The organism is Nocardioides sp. J54 (genome assembly GCF_000519005.1).
Classification (GTDB): domain Bacteria; phylum Actinomycetota; class Actinomycetes; order Propionibacteriales; family Nocardioidaceae; genus Nocardioides.
Map to the genome: position 1 here is coordinate 165308 of NZ_JAER01000002.1, position 18934 is coordinate 184241.

Sequence of the window (18934 nt, forward strand, 5' to 3'; positions counted from 1 at the left end):
ACGAAGGAGACACCCCCATGGACCTCGACGACCTGCTCGACCGTTCCGCACCGTCCGTGACCCCGCCGAGCGCCGAGCTCGAGAACGACCTCGGTGCGATGGTCCGGGCCAGCGCCCCGCGCGGCCCCGGCCGCCGCCCGATCCGCGTGCTGGTCGGGACCGGCGTAACGGCCGGGCTGCTCGGCCTGGGAGCGGTGGGCGCTGCGGCGGCCATCAACGGCGGAGTCCCGTGGTTCACCAGCACCGGTTCCGGCGAGAGCTGTGAGCTGGAGTTCGACGTACGGCCGGTGGGCCCGGAGGGCGCTGCCAGCGGGGAGCTTGCAGCCGTCATGGCGGGCCGGACCGCGTGGCCCAGCCTCGAGGAGCAGCAGGAGGTCGCCGTTGCGGCGCGCGACTACCTGGCCGCCTACGACTTCGACGCCGTCGACCGCGAGGCAGCGGTGCAGGACGCCGACGCAGCCCAGCGTCGGGTCCGCGCCGAGGCAGCACCGGAGGAGGCCCAGCAGCTCCTGACCGGTGACGACCTGGAGATGCACGCCGTCTCCCGGAAGGTCGTCGCCGACCTCACCGCGCACCTCGAGTCCCGGGGCATGGACCCGCACGTCATCGTCAGCACCGTCGGCAGCACGGGCGGGTGCGCGGAGTGAGCGCGGACTCCCTCCGCGTCGCACTGGAGGCGACGTCGGCCGACCTCCTCGCCTACTTCGAGCGTCGGGTCCTCGTCCGCGAGGACGCGGCCGACCTCCTCGCCGAGGTCATGCTGCAGTCGTGGCGCCGCGTCGACTCCCTCCCCGTGGAACCGCACCGGCGCCGGATGTGGCTGTTCACCATCGCGGCCCACGTCCTGGCGAACCAGCGCCGCGGGTCGCGCCGCCGCGCGGCGCTGGCGGACCGGGTCCGTCACCACCTGGCAGCCTCCCACGCGCCGGACCACGCGGAAGCCATCGCCGTCCAGGCCGCCGTCCGGGACCTGGCGGCGGCCCACCGCGAGCTGGTCATGCTGGTCCACTGGGACGGCCTCACCCTGGCCGAGGCAGCCGAGCTCCTCGGCCTGAACCCGTCCACGGCCCGCAGCCGCTACTCCGCGGCCCGGGAGGCACTGCGGGCCGCACTCGTCGACACCCGCGAGGTCGCCGGGACCGGGTGACGTCGGGTCCCGGTTGCGCTCCTGGCTGGTGAGTCGGGCCCTGTCGTACGGCGGGCGGTACGTCCAGGACACCCGACGGCGAAAGACCTGCACCCAGCGCGGCACGAGCGGACGGTTCGCGCAGTCCTCGCGTGCCGGGTCGTCGAACCGGACGGCTGGTGCCGTCGAGACCGGCGGCTTCAGACCCCGACCTGCACACTCGATGGGGATGAGCCCTCTACCGTCGGTCCATGACCACTCGACTGAACCCTTACCTGAGCTTCGCGGGTGATGCCTCCGCCGCCCTGGCGTTCTACCAGGACGTGTTCGGCGGCGATCTCACGATCAACCACTTCGGTGACTTCGGCACCGACGACCACGGCATTGGCGACCGGGTCATGCACGGTCAGCTCGAAACAACGTCTGGCCTCACGCTGATGGCCGCCGACATGCTGCCGGGCGAGACGTTGCGGCCCGGGAACAACCTCGCGGTCAGCCTCGGCGGGGACGACGCCGAGGAACTGCGCGGCTACTGGCGGGCGCTGTCGGACGGAGGGACCGTGACGGTCGAGCTGGCCACCCAGCCGTGGGGCGACGAGTTCGGGATGTGCGTCGACCGGTTCGGGACCTCGTGGTTGGTCAACATCGCCGGGAGCGGCTGACCTACCCGATCCGCGCTGCGCCCGGTCGGTCAGGCTGTCCGCCGGTACCGCAGGTCGGCGATGCCGCGGGCGGCGGCAGTCCCCTTGCGCTCGAACCTCGTCACCGGCCGCTCGGCCCAGCGATCGACCACGCCAAGTCGACCCGCAGGAGTGCAGTGATAGGCCCGACCGGCGGCACGAGCGGGTTCGCACGCCATGCCCACAGCGCGGCATGGTCGGGCGCTCCGCCCCGACAGCGGCATGGTCGGGCCTTCGGTGCTGCTATTGCAGCCCACGCCATGCCTCGGTGACGCACCCTTCCTCGTAGTAGCAACGACCCTCGGATTCGCCGCTGGCAAGGAGCGACTTCACTGAGGACTGCGGTGCGTCCGGCCCGATGTCCAGCGAGACCATGTTGACCGGACTCGACATTCCCTCGGCCTCAACGCCCAGGGGCGAGAACACGTCGAGGATGGCTTGGCGGTCGCCGTGGAGCGGGCCGTCCTCTCGCGGGATCACCCTGACGACGACGCGGCCCCCGCGCTCTCGAACCTCGGCGAACCAGAGCACGCCGTCAGCGTCTGGGTGCGCTTCGACTACATCGTCTGCGGCGACTCCTCTTACGAACCATGGCGTGTTGTCCAGTCGGTAGAGGTCGCCTCCAACTGGCACGGCCCAGAGTCCCTCGGACTCGGCGAGCGTCCACCCGTCCTGATCTCGCTCAAGCGCGAATCGGACCTTCACCGGCGTGCTCACGGATGCATCCTGCCCGAACGAGGAGTCGCCCGCTCATCGGCATGAGCGTGCGACAGGTCGGCTTGCTCCGGGTACCGATCACTCCGGCAGGTCGTCGCGGTCCGCCCAGTCCAGGAGCGGGGTGAGGTCGAAGACCTGGTCGTCGATGTCGTGGTGCAGGTCGCCGAGCTCGGCGAAGCGGGCGGGGACGGTGCGGATGGTGAAGTCGCGGGGGTCGGCGTCGTCGACCTCGTTCCAGCGGATCGGCGTCGACACCCGGGCGTCCGGCAGGCCGCGCACGGAGTAGGCGGCCGCGATGGTGTGGTCACATGTTGTTCTCTAACGTTGCAATACACCGAGCACAACCAGAACGCGTGACGTCATGCATTTCCATCGGCGACAAGCAGCCACGCTCCGCCGGCGTCGCTCGACGCCACCCACGGTCAGCGGCTGCGGAATCGCCCTGAGGCAGGCCGACGTGGCAAAACGGTGCTGTGCGAGAACACATCGAGGACATGCTCAAAGATCTGACCGAGGACGAGCGTGAGCATGTGGAACGGGTAGTGCGCAACTCTCGCGCACTGTCCCAGTCGCAGATCGACCGCCTAAATCGCCTGCGCTGTATGACCTCGTTGACCGAGATCACTCAGGCCAGATAGGAGTTGCCGTCCACGTACGCCGTGACGCTCTCAACGATGTGGCGGCCCAGGTCGCGCAACTCCAGCACAAAGGCCGCCACCGCATCGGCCGATCGATCAGGGCCGTTCAGCGCAAGATTCAACGGGAGGCGAGCGTGTGCAACGTCGTTTCGGATCTCCGCTAGTTCGCCGAGTGCCCGGCGCCAGGACAACTTCGGGATCGGAGAACCAGGCAACTCGTAGACGAGCCACAGACGAGCGATCATGGCGGGCTTTGGCGTACTGCTCCCTAGCGGCTGAATGAAGCCACGGGAGTCTGCGCGCGGCAACGCAGGCACGTCGCCGCTATTGTGCGCGTCGGCCACCTGCAGCCGCGACTCCCAAACTTTTTCGAGAGACGAACTCGAAGCAGAAGCGAATCGCGAGTCCAGATGGAGCATCCGCAGGCCCAGACGTAAGGCACCGACCGCGTGGCCCGACTGCTCAATGGCGCTGTTAACTTCCTCAACGCATGTCTTGATCAAGCACTCGAACTCGGCCATCGCCATGACCACGGCTCCGGCGCGAACATCGCGGCTCACCGACTTCCAACCGGCCACTTTGCCCAGCTGCAGGACGTCGGCGACCATGATCGAGAGCCAACACTGATCGAGGCGCTGCTCGAATCGAGCTTCCTGAGTTGCCAGCACCCTGGCTACTCCGGCTGCGCGCCAAGCAACAACTGGTACGACAAGTCGATGCGTTCGTCGAGTTTGCCAGGCGTGTTGTGCCCCCCGCCGGAAACAGCTCGAAGGCGCTTATCTTCCTTCCAGCCGGCCTGAGGTTGCGCGACCTGCTCAGAATCGGCAAGGCGGGCCGCCGCCAGAAGAGCAGCTTCGAACGGCACCATCGGCGTCGAGTGATAGTCGGCGCGAAGATAAGGACCGTCTGGAAAAACTGTCCGCAAGATGTCTACGGCACCGACGAACTCCTTGCGAAACTGCGCCTCGGGGAACTGCGTACGCCAAAGCTTCATGCAGTCGTTCAAGAACGGCTTGATGGGACCCCGGTAGGAAGCGCGGGCGTGGCGGTATCCGAAAAACTTGAGGACAGTCTCCTCAAGTGTTCCGTCCCGGAGACGCTGCTCATCGAGTCGTATCAAGGACCTGAACTTCGGCAGCGCAGCCATCTCATGAAGGAATGCAACGAAGGGTCCGCGGTAGACGGCGTTTCGGACTTCTTGGTTGGTAAGCCTGAGCGACCCTGCGTTCAGGCGGTCGAACAACTCGAATCGCACGTCGTAGTCCGACTTGTCTGTCAAGGCTGTCAACTGAAGTGTCGTCCGAGAGAAGTGTAGTTGCAGTTCTTTCGGTAGATCCGCGTAAGAGACGCCGTTAAGTTGCGGAACCGTCTCAAGTTCGTTCAGGACGAGTGCGCTGTCTTTACCTAGCGCCTTCAAGCTGTCCTTGGTCGGGTCCACGAAGTGCACCAACGTCGAGAGGCGCTGGAGCCCATCCACCACCTCGAGTGTGAAATCGTCGTTTGTCGCGACGAAGAGCGATGGCACCGGCAAACCAAGAATCAGAGATTCAATCAGCCGTGACTCGCTCTGCACATCCCAGCGGAAGAGGCGTTGATACTCCGGCGAGACGTTGAGCTCGCCTTCGCTCACCATCCGGACGAGCTCACGCACAGAAAAGTTGGTCGTCTGCACGTCGACGTTCCGTCGGCGCTCCGTGACTATGGCAGTGAGATCGGAGTAGTCCATTTGCAACCTTCTTTCGCGTCCACCCGAGCCTAGTTGAGAGCCTCTTGAGCGGCGCCAGCAGCCGAGATTTAGGGCGTGCCTTGCCCGTCCTCACCGTCGTCGCGGTCTGCCCACTCCAGCAGTGGACCCAGGTCGAAGACGTGGTTGTCAAGGGCCGCGTGCAGGTCACCTAGGACAGCGAACCGTGCCGGGACGGTTTTGATCGTGAGGTCGCGCGGGTCAGCGTCATCGATCTCATCCCACCGGATCGGTGTCGACACCCGTGCGTCTGGGACACCACGCACCGAATAGGCGCTCGCCACGGTCCTATCCCTGGCGTTCTGGTTGTAGTCGACGAAGACGGCCGCAGGGTCGCGGTCCTTCTTCCACCACTCGGTGGTGACCAGGTCGGGCGCGCGTCGCTCGACCTCGCGGGCGAAGGCGAGCGCGGCGCGGCGGACGCCCTTGTGGTCGTGCTCGGGCTTCACCCGCACGTAGACGTGGAGGCCCTTGCTGCCGCTGGTCTTCGGGTAGCCGACGGCACCGAGCTCGTCGAGGACCTCGTGCACGACGTGTGCGGTCCTCCGGACGTCGTCGTACGACGACTCCGGGCCCGGGTCGAGGTCGATGCGCCACTCGTCGGGCATCTCGGTGGCACCGCGGCGGCTGTTCCAGGGGTGGAACTCGACGGTCGACATCTGCACCGCCCAGATGACCGAGGCCAGCTCGGTCACGCAGAGCTCGTCGGCGGTGCGCTTCCACCGCGGGAAGAACAGCTCGACCGTCTCGACCCAGTCGGGGGCGCCGGAGGGGAGCCGCTTCTGGTGCACCTTGTCGCCGTCGAGCCCCTTCGGGAAGCGGTGCAGCATGCACGGCCGCTCGTAGAGGGCGTTGACGATGCCGTCGCCGACGGCGAGGTAGTACTCGACCAGGTCGAGCTTGGTCGCCCCGATCTCCGGGAAGTAGACGCGGTCGGGGTTGCTGACCCGGACGACGCGGCTCTCGACCTCGATCTCCACCGACGGGGACGCCATGGGGCGACACTAGTCGGGCCGGACCACGTGTCACGCGATGACGACCCCGGAGCGTCGAATGGGTGTGAAGGACAGCAGCACGAGCCAGCAGGCCGCGAAGTTCACCGCGTTCGTGCGGGAGACGGGCACGCAGCTCCACCGGGCGGCGATGTGCTCCTCACCGGGGACCACCACGCCGCCGAGGACCTCACCCAGGCGGCGTACGCGAAGGTGTTCGTCCACTGGCGCAAGGTACGACGCACGGAGAACCCGCTCGCGTACACCCGCACCGTCCTGCTCAACACCTTCCTGTCCCACCGCAGGCCGCGCCGCAGTGCGGAGGTCCCGGCGGAGGTCACACCGCCGGACACCGGCCACGAGCCCGACCCGGGGCAACGGGTCGACCTCCTCGCCGCGTTGCGCACCCTGGCGCCGGTCGACCGGGCCGTCGTGGTCCACCGCTACTGGGAGGACCGCAGCGTCGCGGAGACCGCGACCGACCTCGGGCTGACCGAGGCGGTCGTCCGCACCCGGGCCCGCCGCGCGCTGCAGCGCCTGCGCCCGCTCGTCGACATCCCCGAGAGGACCCTCCCGTGAGCACGAACGACCTGCCCGACCTCGAGAACAGCCTCGAGAACGGCCTCGACAACGGCCTCGAGACCGGCCTCGACACCCGCCTCGGCCCCGCGCTGCGGGACCGGATGGCCACCGAGCACCCCGACCTCGAGCACCTGGCCGCCGGGGCGCTGCGGCAGGGCCGGACGCAGCGACGCCGCCGCACGATCGGCGTCGCCGTCGGAGGCGTCGCGCTGGTCACGGCCGCCAGTCTCGGTGCCGCTGCACTGGCCGGCGGAGCCACGCCGGGCGCGGTCGACGAGACCCCTGTCGCGTCCGGGCCGGAGGAGGACGCGCCGACCACCGACGGGCTGACGGTCGGGCAGGTGCTCGACCTCGGTGACGGGCTGAGCGCCACCATCGCCGCCGACGACAAGGGCCTCTACCGGCTGGGGGCCAGCACCTCCCCCGGCCCCGGTCGCGGGTTCGTCGCGGTCGTCTCCGGACCCGTCGCCGCGCTGGACGCGTGGTGGGCCTCCGACGGCCTCGACCCGCTGCTGGAGGACTGGCCGGGGATCACCGTCGCGATCACCCAGACGGACGCCGGCGCGCTCGGCATGCTCGGCAAGGTCGACGAGGTCCCCGTGACGGTCGGCGCCGAATGGACCTGCGAGTGGTTCCTCGCCGACGACAGCGCCAGCTGCACCCGCACCGACGGCACCCTCGCCTCCCTGGTCGTCCGCGACGCCGCCGACCGCGACGCGTGGCTGGCCGACCCCGACAAGGGCGCCACGCCGGACGCCTGGGTCACCGAGGCACACGACGGCATCTTCATCTCCGTCCAGGCCGGCTCCAACGCCACTCCCGAGGACGTCGAAGAGCTCGGCCGCTCGCTCACCTGGGTCGACTGAGCACCACCATGCCGACGGCTGCCGCGCCCACCAGCGCGGCAGCCGGGGCCGCCACCGCCCCGGCCCCGCCGACCGACACGACTCCCGCGGCCAGGGCCGCACCGACGGCGATCCCGCCGTTGAAGAGCACCGGGATCAGCGCGCCGGCCATCGTGCGGTGCGTCGGGCCGGCCAGCCGGAGCACCAGCGTCTGCGCGAGCGGTGGCAGCGCGCCGGAAAGCACGCCCCACGCGACCACCGCGGCCAGCACGGGCCACCCCGCCGACCCGGCGGCACCGACCGCGAGGATCGCCGCCGCCGTGCCCGCCGTGGCGATGACCAGGCCGCCGCGGGTGTCGCCGGTGACCCGCCCGGCGAGCACCACGCCGACCGCCGACGCCAGGCCGAAGACCAGGAGCACGCTAGCCACGCCTCCCGGCAGCAGGTCGGCGGCGGGCTCACCGAGGCGCGTGATGAAGGTGTAGGCACCGTGGTGCCCGACCAGCGCCAGGGCCACGAGCGCGGTCACGACGACCATCGGCCACAGCGAGGTCCCCGGCGCCTGCTCCCCCGCGCCGGCTCCGGCAGCGTGCCCCTCCTCGGGCACGACGACCCGGACCAGCACGGCCGCCACGACGCTCGCCGCAGCCAGCACCCAGAAGGCGGCCCGCCAGCCGGCGAGGTCCGCGACGAACCGGCCCACCGGCGTGCCGAGCACCATGCCGAGCGTGGCGCCGCCGAGCACCACCGCCGTCGCACGCCCCAGCAGGCGGTCCGGGACGAGGTCGGCCACGTGGGCGTTGACGGTCGACCACAGCAGGCCGACGGACGCGGCACCGAGCGTGCGCGCACCGACCACGACGCCGTACGACGGAGCGAGGGCGGTCAACGCGGACGCGACCGCGAATGCGGCCAGGCTGCCGGTGATCACCGTGGTGCGGCGCCACCGGCGGGTCAGAGCCACCAGCGGGAAGCTCGCCACCACCACGACGGCCGCCCAGGCGCTCACCAGCAGCCCGCCCGCGGCGTCGCTGACGCCGAGGCCGCGGCTCATCGGACCGAGCACGGCGGTCGGCAGCATCTCGCCGGTCACCATGGTCAGGGTCGCTCCGCCGAGCACCAGCAGGGCCGGCCAAGGCAGGTCCGGCCCGACGACCGCAGGGGCCGGAGCGGGACGGGTCGGGGTGGGTCGAGAGCACGTCGTCGTCATGCTCTCGACGGTAAAGATTTACACTGATGTCAATGTCAAGGTCGAGATGACGACGTGAGGCGACGGACATGAAGATCGGCGAGCTGGCGGAGCGGACCGGGGTGGCCGCACGGCTGATCCGCTACTACGAGCAGCAGGGCCTCCTCGAGGCCGACCGGCTGCCCAACGGCTACCGGACTTACACCGACGAGCACGTCGAGCAGGTCGGGCGGATCGCCGGGCTCGTCCAGTCCGGCATCCCGACCCGGCTGGTCAGGGCACTGCTCGAGGCCGAGGCGGCCTGCGCGACCGAGGCCGCGGCCTGCTCGCGCGAGGTGGCCGCGCTCCTGGCCGCCGAGCTCGACGGCCTGGAGCAGCGGATCGCCTGCCTGGTCCGCAGCCGGGACACGATCCGGAAGGTGCTCGCCGCCCAGGACCGGTGACCCGTCCGGCTCAGCGCCAGCCGAGCTCCGGTGCGACGTGGGTGAGGATCGACTCCAGCACGTGTGCGTTGTAGTCGACGCCGAGCTGGTTCGGCACCGTCAGCAGCAGCGTGTCCGCCGCGGCGATCGCCTCGTCCTCGCGCAGCTGCTCGACCAGCTGGTCCGGCTCGGCGGCGTACGAGCGCCCGAAGATCGCGCGCATGTTGTCGATCTGGCCGACCTGGTCGCCCTCGGGACGGCCGCCGAAGTACATCCGGTCCTCGTCGGAGACGATCGGGAAGATCGACCGGCTCACCGAGACCCGCGGCTCCCCCGCGTGGCCGGCCTCGGCCCACGCCTCGCGGAAGACGCGGATCTGCTCGGCCTGCTGGACGTGGAACGGCTGCCCGCCCTCGTCCTCCTTGAGGGTGGAGCTCATCAGGTTCATGCCCAGCTCGGCGGTCCAGCGGGCGGTGCCGTTGGACGCGGCGCCCCACCAGATCCGCTCGCGCAGGCCCTCGGAGTGCGGCTCGAGACGGAGCAGACCCGGCGGGTTGGGGAACATCGGGCGCGGGTTCGGCGTCGCGAAGCCCTCGCCCTCCAGCAGGCGCAGGAAGACCTGGGTGTGGCGCCGCGCCATGTCGGCCTCGGTCTCGCCCTCCGCCGGGGCGAAGCCGAAGTAGCGCCAGCCGTCGACGACCTGCTCCGGTGAGCCCCGCGAGATGCCGAGCTGGAGCCTGCCGCCGGAGATGAGGTCGGCCGCGCCGGCGTCCTCGACCATGTACATGGGGTTCTCGTAGCGCATGTCGATCACGCCGGTGCCGATCTCGATCCGGCTGGTGCGCGCGCCGATGGCGGCGAGCAGCGGGAACGGGCTGGCCAGCTGGCGGGCGAAGTGGTGCACCCGGAAGTACGCGCCGTCCGCGCCGAGCTCCTCGGCCGCGACGGCCAGGTCGATCGACTGCAGCAGCGTGTCGGAGGCCGAGCGCGTCTGTGACTGCGGGCTCGGCGTCCAGTGCCCGAAGGAGAGGAACCCGATCTTCTTCATGACTGGTTGAACCGTCAACCTTCCCGGATCATTCCGTCACTGCTTGCGCAGCAGCGCGAGGAACATCGCGTCGGTGCCGTGGCGGTGCGGCCACAGCTGCAGGGTCCCGGGCAGCGGTCCGTCGGCGCCGCTGACGGCCGGCAGGACGGGGGCGAGGTCGTCGACCACGACGCCCTCGCGCCCGGAGGCGCGCGCCACGACCTCGGCGGTCTCGGCCAGCAGCGGCGAGCAGGTGGCGTAGAGCAACGCTCCCCCGGGGCGCAGCACGCGGACGGCCTCCTCGAGCAGAGCCTGCTGGAGCTCGACGAGCTCGGCCAGGTCCTCCGGAGTGCGGCGCCACCGGGCTTCGGGACGGCGGCGCAGCGCGCCGAGGCCGGTGCACGGGGCGTCGAGCAGGATGCGGTCGACCGAGTCGTCGGCGAAGGGTGCGCGGGTGCCGTCGGACTGCACGACGAGCACCCCGGGGTCGGCACCGACGGCCCGTCGTACCAGCCCGGCACGGTGGTGGTGGCGCTCGACGGCGACGAGGCGGGCGCCGCGCTGCGCGGCGAGGGCGGCGAGGAGCGAGGCCTTGCCACCGGGTCCGGCGCACAGGTCGACCCACGCCTCGTCGCGGCCCTCGACCGGCGCGTCCGCGGCGGCGAGCGCGACCAGCTGCGAGCCCTCGTCCTGCACCCCGGCGCGGCCCTCCGCGACGGCGGGCACCGCGGACGGGTCACCGCCCTCCAGCACCACCCCGTGCGGGGAGTACGACGTCGGGGTGCCGGGCAGCTCGTCGCGGGTCGCGCGACCGGGCCGGGCCACGAGCGTGACCCGCGGCGGCAGGTTGTCGGCGGCCAGCAGCTCCGGGAGCTCGCCGGACGCGTCGCGCAGCGCGGTCCGCAGCTCCTCGACCACCCACGCCGGGTGGCTGTGGGCCACGGCGAGGTCGCCCGGCGCGACCTGGGCGAGCCAGGCGTCGAGGTCCTGTGCGGCGACCTTGCGCAGCACCGCGTTGCAGAAGCCGGCGGCGCCCTGGTTCACCTTCGCCCGCACGAGCGTCACCGTGGTGTCGATCGCCGCATGGGTCGGGACCCGCATGCCCAGCACCTGGTGGGCGCCCAGGCGCAGCGCGTCGAGGACCTTGGCCTCGACCTTGCGCAGGGGTCGGTCGATGCAGGCGGCCAGCACGGCGTCGTACGTGCCCTGCCGGCGGATGGTGCCGGAGGCGAGCTCGGTGGCGAAGGCGGCGTCGCGACCGGTCAGGCCGTGCCGGGCGAGCGCGGCGGGCAGCAGGAGGTTGGCGTACCCGTCGTCGACGCGGACGCCCTTGAGGACCTCGAAGGCGGCGAGGCGAGCCGGGTCGACCCGCTTGCGCGCCGCGGTCACCGGAAGGTCGCGCTCTCCGGGAGCCGGACCCCACGGGCCCAGTCGGCCGCGCCCATCTGCTTCTTGCCGAACGCCTTGACGTCACCGAGGCGGACCGCGTCGGTGGCGGTGCCCACGAGGACGTGGTTCTTCGCGACCCGGATCGCACCGGGAGCGAGGTCGTCCACGCCGGCCTCGACGGTCACCGGGCCGAGCTTCACCCGGTCGTCGTCGAGGGTGGTCCACGCGCCGGGGCCCGGCGTGCAGGCACGGATCCGGCGGTCGACCGCGACGGCGGGCTCGGTCCAGTCGACGCGGGCGTCGTCGACGGAGATCTTCGGCGCCAGGCTGACCCCGTCCTCGGGCTGCTCGCGCGCCTCGAGGGAGCCGTCCTCGATGCCGTCGAGGGTCGCGACCAGCAGGCTGGAGCCGCCCTCGGCGAGCCGGGCGAGCAGGTCGCCGGCGGTGTCGGTCGGGCGGATCCGCTCGGTCATCACACCGAAGGTCGGCCCGGCGTCGAGCGCCTCGACGATGCGGAAGGTGGTGGCGCCGGTGAACTCGTCACCGGCCCAGATCGAGTGCTGCACGGGCGCGGCTCCGCGCCAGGCGGGCAGGACCGAGAAGTGCAGGTTGACCCAGCCGTGCTGCGGTATGTCGAGCGCGCTGCGCGGGATGAGCGCGCCGTAGGCGACGACCGGGCAGCAGTCGGGCTCGAGTGCGCGCAGCGCCTCCTGGAACTCCGGCTCGCGCGGGTGCGTCGGCTTCAGCACGGGTACGCCGAGCTCCTCGGCGCGCTGGGCGACCGGGCTCGGGGTGAGCTTGCGGCCGCGACCAGCCGGGGCGTCGGGACGGGTGACGACGCCGACCAGCTCGTGGCCCGACTTCGCGATCGCGTCGAGCGCGGGGACGGCGACCTCGGGGGTGCCGGCGAACACGACCCTCATCGGCCGAACCCTCCCGTCGCGTGCGGGGACACCTTGATCGTCGGCTTCTCCAGGCCGAACCACTCGGACTCGCGGATCTCCCGCATCGCGGCCTTGCGACCGGCGTCGTCGAGGCGGTCGATGAACAGGATGCCGTCGAGGTGGTCGGTCTCGTGCTGGATCGCCCGGGCGAGCAGCTCGGAGCCCTCGATGGTCACCGGGTCGCCGTGCATGTTGAAGCCGCGGGCGACGACCGACATCGCCCGCAGGCAGTCATAGGTCAGCTCCGGCAGGGACAGGCAGCCCTCGGGGCCGTCCTGGGTCTCCTCGGACAGGTCGAGGACCGGGTTGACGAGGTGGCCGACCTCGCCGTCGACGTACCAGGTGAACACGCGCAGCCCGACGCCGATCTGGGGCGCGGCGAGGCCGGCGCCCGGGGCGTCGAGCATGGTGTCGGTCAGGTCGGTGACGAGCTGGCGCAGCTCGGCGTCGAACTCCACGACCTCGATCGCGGGCTTGCGCAGGATCGGGTCGCCGAACAGGCGGATGGGTCGGATGGCCACCGCGTCATCCTAGTGAGGGAGCGGTCGCTCCCCCGCATCAGGCGATCTCGAGCGGGTCCAGCTGGACCCGCACCGGCTCCAGCTTGCGCGCCGAGCGCAGCCGTTGCGCTTCCGCGAGGGCCCGCGCGAGCGCCGCGCCCTGCGCGCGGGGCACCCGCACCACGAGCCGCTCGTCCTCGTCGTCGGCCGGGACCGGCCCCAGCACGTCGGCCGACTCCGGCAACGCCACGAGCGCCTGCAGGTCGTCCAGCGCGCCCGGCGCCCCGGTGAGGGTGGCGACCCGGGCGGCGGGTGGCAGGCGCGCGGCCCACCGGTCCTCGGCCTCGCGCCGCGCGAACCCCGCGGGGTCCCAGCGCACGAGCGCCTGCAGCACCGGCAGCGCGGGGTCGCCGACGGCGAGCGCCCGACCGCCGGGGCTGACCAGGCCGATGGCGTTGCACCAGCGGCGCAGCGCCTCCTCCTGGGCGCGCATGCTGTCGCGCCCCAGCGCCCACCAGGTGTCGAGGAGCAGGACCACGGCGTAGCCGCCGTCGGCGACCGGCTCGGCGCCGGGCGTGGCGACCACGATCCGGGGGCCGCCCGGGACCTCCGAGCGGATCCGCTCCCCCGACGAGGTGACCACCGGGACGGACGGGAAGCTGCGGCCGAGCTCGTCGGCGGTGCGGGCGTCGCCGAGGACGGGGGCGCGCAGGCCGGTGCCGCCGCACTCCGGGCACGACCAGTCGGTCGCCTCGGTGGCGCACCAGCGGCACCGGGGCGGCGAGGTCGGGCCGGTGAGCTCCAGCGGTCCGGTGCACTCCGCGCACCGCGCCGGCGTGCGGCACCGCTCGCAGGCCAGCTTCACGGCATAGCCGGCGCGCGGCGTCTGCACCAGCACGGGGCCGCGCTCCAGGCCCCAGCGGACCGCGTCGAAGGCCTCCTTCGGCATCCGCGCCGTCGACGCGAACGGGTCGCGGGCCAGCGCGTGGTCGGAGGCGCCGGTGATCCCGACGAGCACCCGCTCGCGCAGCGCGGCGCGGGGCAGCGCGAGCTCGTGCGCCCAGCCGGAGCGCAGCAGCTGGTCCGCCTCGACGGTCCGCGCGAAGCCGCCCACGAGCGCGGCGGCGCCCTCCGACTCGGAGCGGAGCAGCAGCACCTCGCGGGTGTGGGGGTACGGCGCACGCGGCTCGGCGTGCAGGTCGTCGCCGTCGTCCCAGATCACCACGAGGCCGAGGTCGTGGACCGGGGCGAACGCCGCCGAGCGGGTGCCGACGACGATCCGCCGGGTGCCGCGGCTGACGGCGAGGAAGTCGCGGTAGCGGGCGGCCGGTCCCGGCTCGGCGCGCAGTGTGACGTGGTGGCCCTCGCCGAGCAGCGCGGTCAGCGCGGCGTCGACGCGGGCGACGTCGCGGTGGTCGGGCAGGCACAGGATGCTGCCGCGGCCGGCGGCGAGCGCGGCGCCGGCGAGGTGGGCGAGCAGCGCGGGCCAGTCCTCGCCCGGACCGGCGCCCCAGACCGCCCGCGGGGCGCCGCCGTCGCGCAGGTGGGCGACGAACGCCCCCGCCGCGGGGTACGACGACCACGCCTCCTCGCACCGTCCCGGCTCGAGGTCGAGGGCCGGCTCGGCGGGCGACTCCTCCTTCTCGGTGGTGGCGTGCCGCGGCGGCACGGCCAGCCGGCGCACGTCGGCGCTGACGCCGGCGTACCGCTCCGCGACGCGGGTGCACAGCTCGGCGACGGCCGGGCTGAGCACCGGCTCGGGGCTGACCACGCGGCGCAGCGGGGCGAGCCGCCCGTCGTGCTCGGAGGCGGCGCTGCGGGCGACGACGAAGCCGTCGACGTCCTGGCCGCCGAAGCGGACCTTCACGCGGGCGCCGGGGACCGCACCCTCGGCCATCGCGACCGGCACGGCGTAGTCGAAGGGCCGGTCGAGGTGGGCCAGCGGCAGGTCGAGGACCACCCGGGCGACCGGGTCGACCTCGGCGATCTTCGCCTCCGCCGCCTTGCGGGCGCGGGTGGCGGCGGCCTTCGCGCGGCCCTCGGCGGCACGGTCGCGCACGAGGCCGGGCAGGTCGAGTGCCGGCTCCTCGTGCGTGGGCGTCATGGGCGCAGTTCTACCAGCGCTCCCAGACGCATCGAGCCCGCCGTCCACTGCGGGACGGCGGGCTCGTGCAGGACGACCGGGGTCGTGCGGGTCAGAGGCCCGCAGCGGCCTTCAGCGCCTCGGCGCGGTCGGTGCGCTCCCAGGTGAACTCCGGCAGCTCGCGGCCGAAGTGGCCGTAGGCAGCGGTCTTCGCGTAGATCGGGCGGCGCAGGTCGAGGTCGCGCAGGATCGCGGCGGGGCGGAGGTCGAAGACCTCGAGCACCGCCTCCTGGATCTTCTCGTCCGCGACGACGCCGGTGCCGAAGGTCTCGACGAAGACGCCGACGGGCTTCGCGACGCCGATCGCGTAGGCCACCTGGACCTCGGCGCGACGGGCCAGGCCTGCGGCGACGATGTTCTTCGCGACCCAGCGCATGGCGTAGGCAGCCGAGCGGTCCACCTTCGACGGGTCCTTGCCCGAGAAGGCGCCACCACCGTGGCGGGCCATGCCGCCGTAGGTGTCGACGATGATCTTGCGTCCGGTCAGGCCGGCGTCGCCCATCGGGCCACCGACGACGAACTTGCCGGTCGGGTTGATGTGCAGCTTGTAGCCGTCGAACGGGACGCTGGTCTTGAACTGCTCGAGGACCGGCTCGATGACCTTCGCGGTGACGTCGGCAGCGATCTGCTCCTGCGAGACGTCCTCGGAGTGCTGGGTCGACAGCACGACGGTGTCGACGCGCACGGCGCGGTCGTCCTCGTCGTACTCGATGGTGACCTGGGTCTTCCCGTCGGGGCGCAGGTAGGGCAGCGTGCCGTCCTTGCGCACCTCGGTGAGCTTCTCCGCGAGGGTCTGCGCGATCTTGATCGGCAGCGGGAAGAGCTCGGGCGTGTCGTCGCAGGCGTAGCCGAACATCAGGCCCTGGTCGCCCGCACCCTGGCGGTCGAGCTCGTCGGAGGAGCCGCCGAGGCGGACGTCCTCGGCGGTGTCGACGCCCTGGGCGATGTCGGGCGACTGCGCACCGATCGCGACCTGGACGCCGCACGAGTTGCCGTCGAAGCCCTTGTCGGAGGAGTCGTAGCCGATCTCGAGGATCTTCTCGCGCACCAGCTGGGCGACCGGGGCGTAGGCCTCGGTGGTCACCTCGCCGGCCACGACCACCAGGCCGGTGGTCAGCAGGGTCTCGACCGCGACGCGGCTGGAGGGGTCGTGCTCGAGGAGGTAGTCGAGCACGGTGTCGCTGATCTGGTCGGCGATCTTGTCCGGGTGACCCTCGGTCACCGACTCCGACGTGAACAGACGTCCGGTCATGGCGTGGGAACTCCTGGTTCTCATGTACCGCGGCGGAACCCCCTCGCCGGCGCGGTCAAGTGTCGTTTTCTACGTGTTGAACTCGGGTTGGTGCCGTTCCAACGATACGGACGGGCAGGGGTGATGCCCGAACGTCTCATCAACCAGAAGACGCCGGTCTCGACAGGCGAGCGACGACCTCGTCCCAGATCTGGTGGGCCAGCGCGGACTTCGACCCGTGGGGTACGTCGACCGCGGAGCCGTCCGCGCCGAGGATCACCGCCTCGTTGTCGGTGCTGCCGAAGACCGCTCCCCCGCTGACGTCGTTGACGACCAGCAGGTCACAGCCCTTGCGGGCCAGCTTGGCGCGCGCGAGGTCGAGCACGCTGCCCGTCGCGTCGCCGGTCTCGGCGGCGAACCCAACGACCACCTGGTCCGGGCGGGCCCGGTGGTGGGAGATCTCCTTGAGGATGTCGGGGTTCTGCTGCAGCGTGATCGAGGGTGCCGAACCGTCGTCGGCCTTCTTGATCTTGGTGTCGGAGGTCGTGGTCGGCCGGAAGTCGGACGGGGCGGCCGCCATCACGACCGCGTCGGCGCCGGCGGCCGCGGAGAGCACGGCGTCGCGCAGCTCGGCGGTCGACTCGACCCGCACCACCTTGACGCCGGCGGGGTCGGCGAGGGCCACGTTGGCGGCCACGAGGGTGACCTCCGCGCCCCGGGCGGCCGCGGCGCGGGCCAGGGCGTAGCCCTGCCGGCCCGAGGACCGGTTGCTGAGGAAGCGCACCGGGTCGAGGCGCTCCCGGGTGCCGCCGGCCGACACCACCACATGGCGACCGGCGAGGTCCGCTGCGCCCCCGGTCGCGGCGCTCGTGCCCGACGCGGCCCTGCCGAGCACGTCGCGGCAGACCTCGAAGATCTCCTCGGGGTCCGGCAGCCGGCCCTTGCCGGTGTCGGCACCGGTGAGCCGGCCCTCGGCGGGCTCGACGACGAGCACACCGCGCGAGCGCAGGGTGGCGACGTTGGCGGTCGTGGCCGGGTGCTCCCACATCTCGGTGTGCATCGCCGGGGCGAGCACGACCGGGCAGCGGGCCGTGAGCAGGGTGTTGGTGAGCAGGTCGTCCGCGAGGCCGTGCGCGGCCTTCGCGAGCAGGTCGGCGGTCGCCGGGGCGACCACGACCAGGTCGGCGGTCTGGCCGAGGCGGACGTGCGGCACCTCGTGCACGCCCGTCCACACCTCGGCGGAGACCGGCTTGCCCGACAGGGCGGCCCACGTCGGCGCGCCGACGAACTCGAGCGCCGCCGCGGTCGGCACGACGGTCACGTCGTGGCCGGACTCGGTGAACCGCCGCAGCAGCTCGCACGCCTTGTAGGCGGCGATACCGCCGGAGACGCCGAGCACCACGCGGGGCCGGGACATGTGGGTCGTCAGATCACTCGGCGTCGGCAGCCGGGGCCTCGGCGGCCTGGGCAGCAGCGGCCTGCTCGGCGGCGAGCTCGGCCGGGTCGACGTCCTCGCAGGTCAGCAGGTCCTCGTTGATCTCGCGCAGCGCGATCGAGAGGGGCTTCTCCTGCACGTGGGTCTCCACGAGCGGGCCGACGTACTCCAGCAGGCCCTCGCCGAGCTGGGAGTAGTAGGCGTTGATCTGCCGCGCGCGCTTGGCGCTGTAGAGGACCAGCTTGTACTTGCTGTCGGTCTTGGACAGCAGGTCGTCGATCGGGGGGTTGGTGACACCCTCGGCGGCGATGTTCGGGGCAGACACGTAGGTCCTCACTCGTTGTGGACGGAATCAACCATCAAGGCTACCAACTCCTCGACGGCAGCGTGAACTTCACGGTTGACGATGGTGACGTCGAACTCGGACTCGGCGGCCAGCTCCTGACGGGCGGTCGCGAGGCGGCGCTCGCGCTCCTCCTCGTCCTCGGTGCCGCGCCCGACGAGCCGGCGCACCAGCTCCTCCCAGGACGGCGGCTTGAGGAAGACGAAGACCGCCTCCGGCATCGACTCGCGCACCTGGCGCGCGCCCTGCAGGTCGATCTCGAGCAGCGCCGGACGACCGGCGGCGAGCGCCTCCTCGACCGGGCCGCGCGGGGTGCCGTACCGGTTGATGCCGTGCACGACGGCCCACTCGAGCATCTGGCCCTCGTCGACCAGCCGGTCGAACTCCTCGTGGGTGACGAAGTGGTAGTGCACGCCGTCGACCTCGCCCGGCCGCGGCTGGCGGGTCGTGGCGGAGACGGACAGGTAGATCTCGGGGTGCTGCTCGCGCATGGCGGCAGCGACCGTGCCCTTGCCGACGGCCGTCGGGCCGGCGAGGACGAAGAGCTTCGCCCGGCTCATCCTTCGGAGGAGAACTCGCGCTCCAGGGCGGCGACCTGCTTGGCGCCGAGCCCCCGGACCCGCCGCGACTCGGCGATGCCGAGGCGCTCCATCACCTGGCGGGCGCGGACCTTGCCCAGGCCGGGGACCGACGTGAGCAGGTCGACGACCTTCATCTTGCCGATGACCTCGTTGACCTGGCCCTGCTGCAGGACCTCGCTGATGGAGGCGCCGGAGTTCTTCAGCCGGTTCTTCACCTCGGCCCGCTCGCGGCGTGCGGCGGCTGCCTTCTCGAGGGCGGCCTGGCGCTGTTCGGGAGTGAGAGGGGGCAGGGCCACGAGGCAGGAGTCCTTCGGTGTTGATCGAGGTGGGACGGCGGGTGGGCCGACGCCGGTCAATCTAGCCATTCCCGAACTACCGGGGCAATCGGGGCCCTCGCCGCGGGACG

General features: G+C 71.9%; 21 protein-coding genes and 1 pseudogene. 6 read left to right on the plus strand and 16 right to left on the minus strand.

What is annotated here, in order from left to right:
• The first annotated feature begins 17 nt into the window (after nt 1-17).
• The 3 genes from NOCJ54_RS0102140 to NOCJ54_RS0102150 all read left to right on the plus strand — a co-directional run bounded on the left by NOCJ54_RS0102140 (nt 18) and on the right by NOCJ54_RS0102150 (nt 1788).
• On the plus strand, nt 18-647 hold the full coding sequence (locus NOCJ54_RS0102140; RefSeq protein WP_028654151.1) for a hypothetical protein: 630 nt from the start codon (nt 18-20) through the stop codon (nt 645-647).
• Nucleotides 644-1147 (plus strand): RNA polymerase sigma factor, encoded by a 504-nt coding sequence (locus NOCJ54_RS0102145; RefSeq protein WP_028654152.1) that lies wholly within the window; start codon nt 644-646, stop codon nt 1145-1147. The genes NOCJ54_RS0102140 and NOCJ54_RS0102145 overlap by 4 nt, the downstream gene beginning before the upstream one ends.
• A gap of 230 nt (nt 1148-1377) precedes the next feature.
• Complete coding sequence (locus NOCJ54_RS0102150) at nt 1378-1788, plus strand: VOC family protein (RefSeq protein ID WP_028654153.1); 411 nt, start codon at nt 1378-1380, stop codon at nt 1786-1788.
• A gap of 261 nt (nt 1789-2049) precedes the next feature.
• Here the strand turns inward: NOCJ54_RS0102150 and NOCJ54_RS0102155 are convergent, their stop codons facing one another.
• From NOCJ54_RS0102155 to ligD (NOCJ54_RS0102175), 5 genes and pseudogenes are all read right to left on the minus strand, one after another.
• Nucleotides 2050-2523, minus strand: coding sequence for a DUF4265 domain-containing protein (locus NOCJ54_RS0102155; protein ID WP_036516518.1), 474 nt, complete (start codon nt 2521-2523; stop codon nt 2050-2052).
• A 78-nt stretch (nt 2524-2601) separates the two neighbouring features.
• A pseudogene (gene ligD, locus NOCJ54_RS0102160) lies at nt 2602-2823 on the minus strand (non-homologous end-joining DNA ligase LigD); the annotation flags it as partial.
• Nucleotides 2824-3148: 325 nt separating this feature from the next.
• Nucleotides 3149-3769: a hypothetical protein gene (locus tag NOCJ54_RS0102165; protein WP_157514768.1), complete on the minus strand. Its 621-nt coding sequence runs from the start codon at nt 3767-3769 to the stop codon at nt 3149-3151.
• A 65-nt stretch (nt 3770-3834) separates the two neighbouring features.
• On the minus strand, nt 3835-4887 hold the full coding sequence (locus NOCJ54_RS0102170) for a DUF262 domain-containing protein (RefSeq protein WP_036516520.1): 1053 nt from the start codon (nt 4885-4887) through the stop codon (nt 3835-3837).
• Nucleotides 4888-4955: 68 nt separating this feature from the next.
• Entirely contained in the window at nt 4956-5900 is a 945-nt protein-coding gene (gene ligD / locus NOCJ54_RS0102175) for a non-homologous end-joining DNA ligase (RefSeq protein WP_028654158.1), read from the minus strand.
• A 150-nt stretch (nt 5901-6050) separates the two neighbouring features.
• Here ligD (NOCJ54_RS0102175) and NOCJ54_RS23405 point away from each other — a divergent pair, with 150 nt between their 5' ends.
• Together NOCJ54_RS23405 and NOCJ54_RS0102190 are read left to right on the plus strand one after the other, a co-directional pair.
• A complete protein-coding gene (locus NOCJ54_RS23405; RefSeq protein ID WP_232221652.1) occupies nt 6051-6476 on the plus strand; it encodes a sigma-70 family RNA polymerase sigma factor in 426 nt (141 codons plus the stop codon).
• A complete protein-coding gene (locus tag NOCJ54_RS0102190) occupies nt 6473-7345 on the plus strand; it encodes a hypothetical protein (protein WP_028654159.1) in 873 nt (290 codons plus the stop codon). Before NOCJ54_RS23405 ends, NOCJ54_RS0102190 begins: the two co-directional genes overlap by 4 nt.
• On the opposite strand, the gene NOCJ54_RS0102195 is transcribed toward NOCJ54_RS0102190, so the two are convergent.
• A complete protein-coding gene (locus tag NOCJ54_RS0102195; protein ID WP_028654160.1) occupies nt 7329-8534 on the minus strand; it encodes an MFS transporter in 1206 nt (401 codons plus the stop codon). The two genes, NOCJ54_RS0102190 and NOCJ54_RS0102195, sit on opposite strands and share 17 nt — an antisense overlap.
• Before the next feature lie 68 nt (nt 8535-8602).
• On the opposite strand from NOCJ54_RS0102195, the gene NOCJ54_RS0102200 reads away from it, so the two are divergent.
• The gene (locus NOCJ54_RS0102200; RefSeq protein WP_028654161.1) at nt 8603-8956 is read left to right on the plus strand and encodes a MerR family transcriptional regulator; all 354 of its coding nucleotides are present in this window, start codon (nt 8603-8605) and stop codon (nt 8954-8956) included.
• Between the two features lie 10 nt (nt 8957-8966).
• Here NOCJ54_RS0102200 and NOCJ54_RS0102205 read toward each other — a convergent pair whose 3' ends face one another.
• The 10 genes from NOCJ54_RS0102205 to mihF form a co-directional block, all read right to left on the minus strand.
• Nucleotides 8967-9983: an LLM class flavin-dependent oxidoreductase gene (locus NOCJ54_RS0102205; protein WP_028654162.1), complete on the minus strand. Its 1017-nt coding sequence runs from the start codon at nt 9981-9983 to the stop codon at nt 8967-8969.
• Nucleotides 9984-10019: 36 nt separating this feature from the next.
• Nucleotides 10020-11351, minus strand: a complete 1332-nt coding sequence (locus NOCJ54_RS0102210) for an RsmB/NOP family class I SAM-dependent RNA methyltransferase (protein WP_028654163.1) — start codon at nt 11349-11351, stop codon at nt 10020-10022.
• Entirely contained in the window at nt 11348-12274 is a 927-nt protein-coding gene (gene fmt, locus NOCJ54_RS0102215) for a methionyl-tRNA formyltransferase (protein WP_028654164.1), read from the minus strand. The genes NOCJ54_RS0102210 and fmt overlap by 4 nt, the downstream gene beginning before the upstream one ends.
• On the minus strand, nt 12271-12816 hold the full coding sequence (def, locus tag NOCJ54_RS0102220; protein ID WP_028654165.1) for a peptide deformylase: 546 nt from the start codon (nt 12814-12816) through the stop codon (nt 12271-12273). The genes fmt and def overlap by 4 nt, the downstream gene beginning before the upstream one ends.
• 37 nt (nt 12817-12853) lie before the next feature.
• Complete coding sequence (locus tag NOCJ54_RS0102225; protein ID WP_186449945.1) at nt 12854-14899, minus strand: primosomal protein N'; 2046 nt, start codon at nt 14897-14899, stop codon at nt 12854-12856.
• Nucleotides 14900-14990: 91 nt separating this feature from the next.
• Nucleotides 14991-16190 (minus strand): methionine adenosyltransferase, encoded by a 1200-nt coding sequence (gene metK / locus NOCJ54_RS0102230; RefSeq protein WP_028654167.1) that lies wholly within the window; start codon nt 16188-16190, stop codon nt 14991-14993.
• A gap of 139 nt (nt 16191-16329) precedes the next feature.
• Nucleotides 16330-17586, minus strand: coding sequence for a bifunctional phosphopantothenoylcysteine decarboxylase/phosphopantothenate--cysteine ligase CoaBC (gene coaBC, locus NOCJ54_RS0102235; protein ID WP_028654168.1), 1257 nt, complete (start codon nt 17584-17586; stop codon nt 16330-16332).
• 13 nt (nt 17587-17599) lie between these two features.
• Nucleotides 17600-17929, minus strand: a complete 330-nt coding sequence (rpoZ, locus tag NOCJ54_RS0102240) for a DNA-directed RNA polymerase subunit omega (protein WP_028654169.1) — start codon at nt 17927-17929, stop codon at nt 17600-17602.
• 8 nt (nt 17930-17937) lie between these two features.
• The gene (gene gmk / locus NOCJ54_RS23410; RefSeq protein ID WP_036516523.1) at nt 17938-18507 is read right to left on the minus strand and encodes a guanylate kinase; all 570 of its coding nucleotides are present in this window, start codon (nt 18505-18507) and stop codon (nt 17938-17940) included.
• Nucleotides 18504-18824, minus strand: a complete 321-nt coding sequence (gene mihF, locus NOCJ54_RS0102250; RefSeq protein ID WP_028654170.1) for an integration host factor, actinobacterial type — start codon at nt 18822-18824, stop codon at nt 18504-18506. Before mihF ends, gmk begins: the two co-directional genes overlap by 4 nt.
• Between the last annotated feature and the right edge of the window lie 110 nt (nt 18825-18934).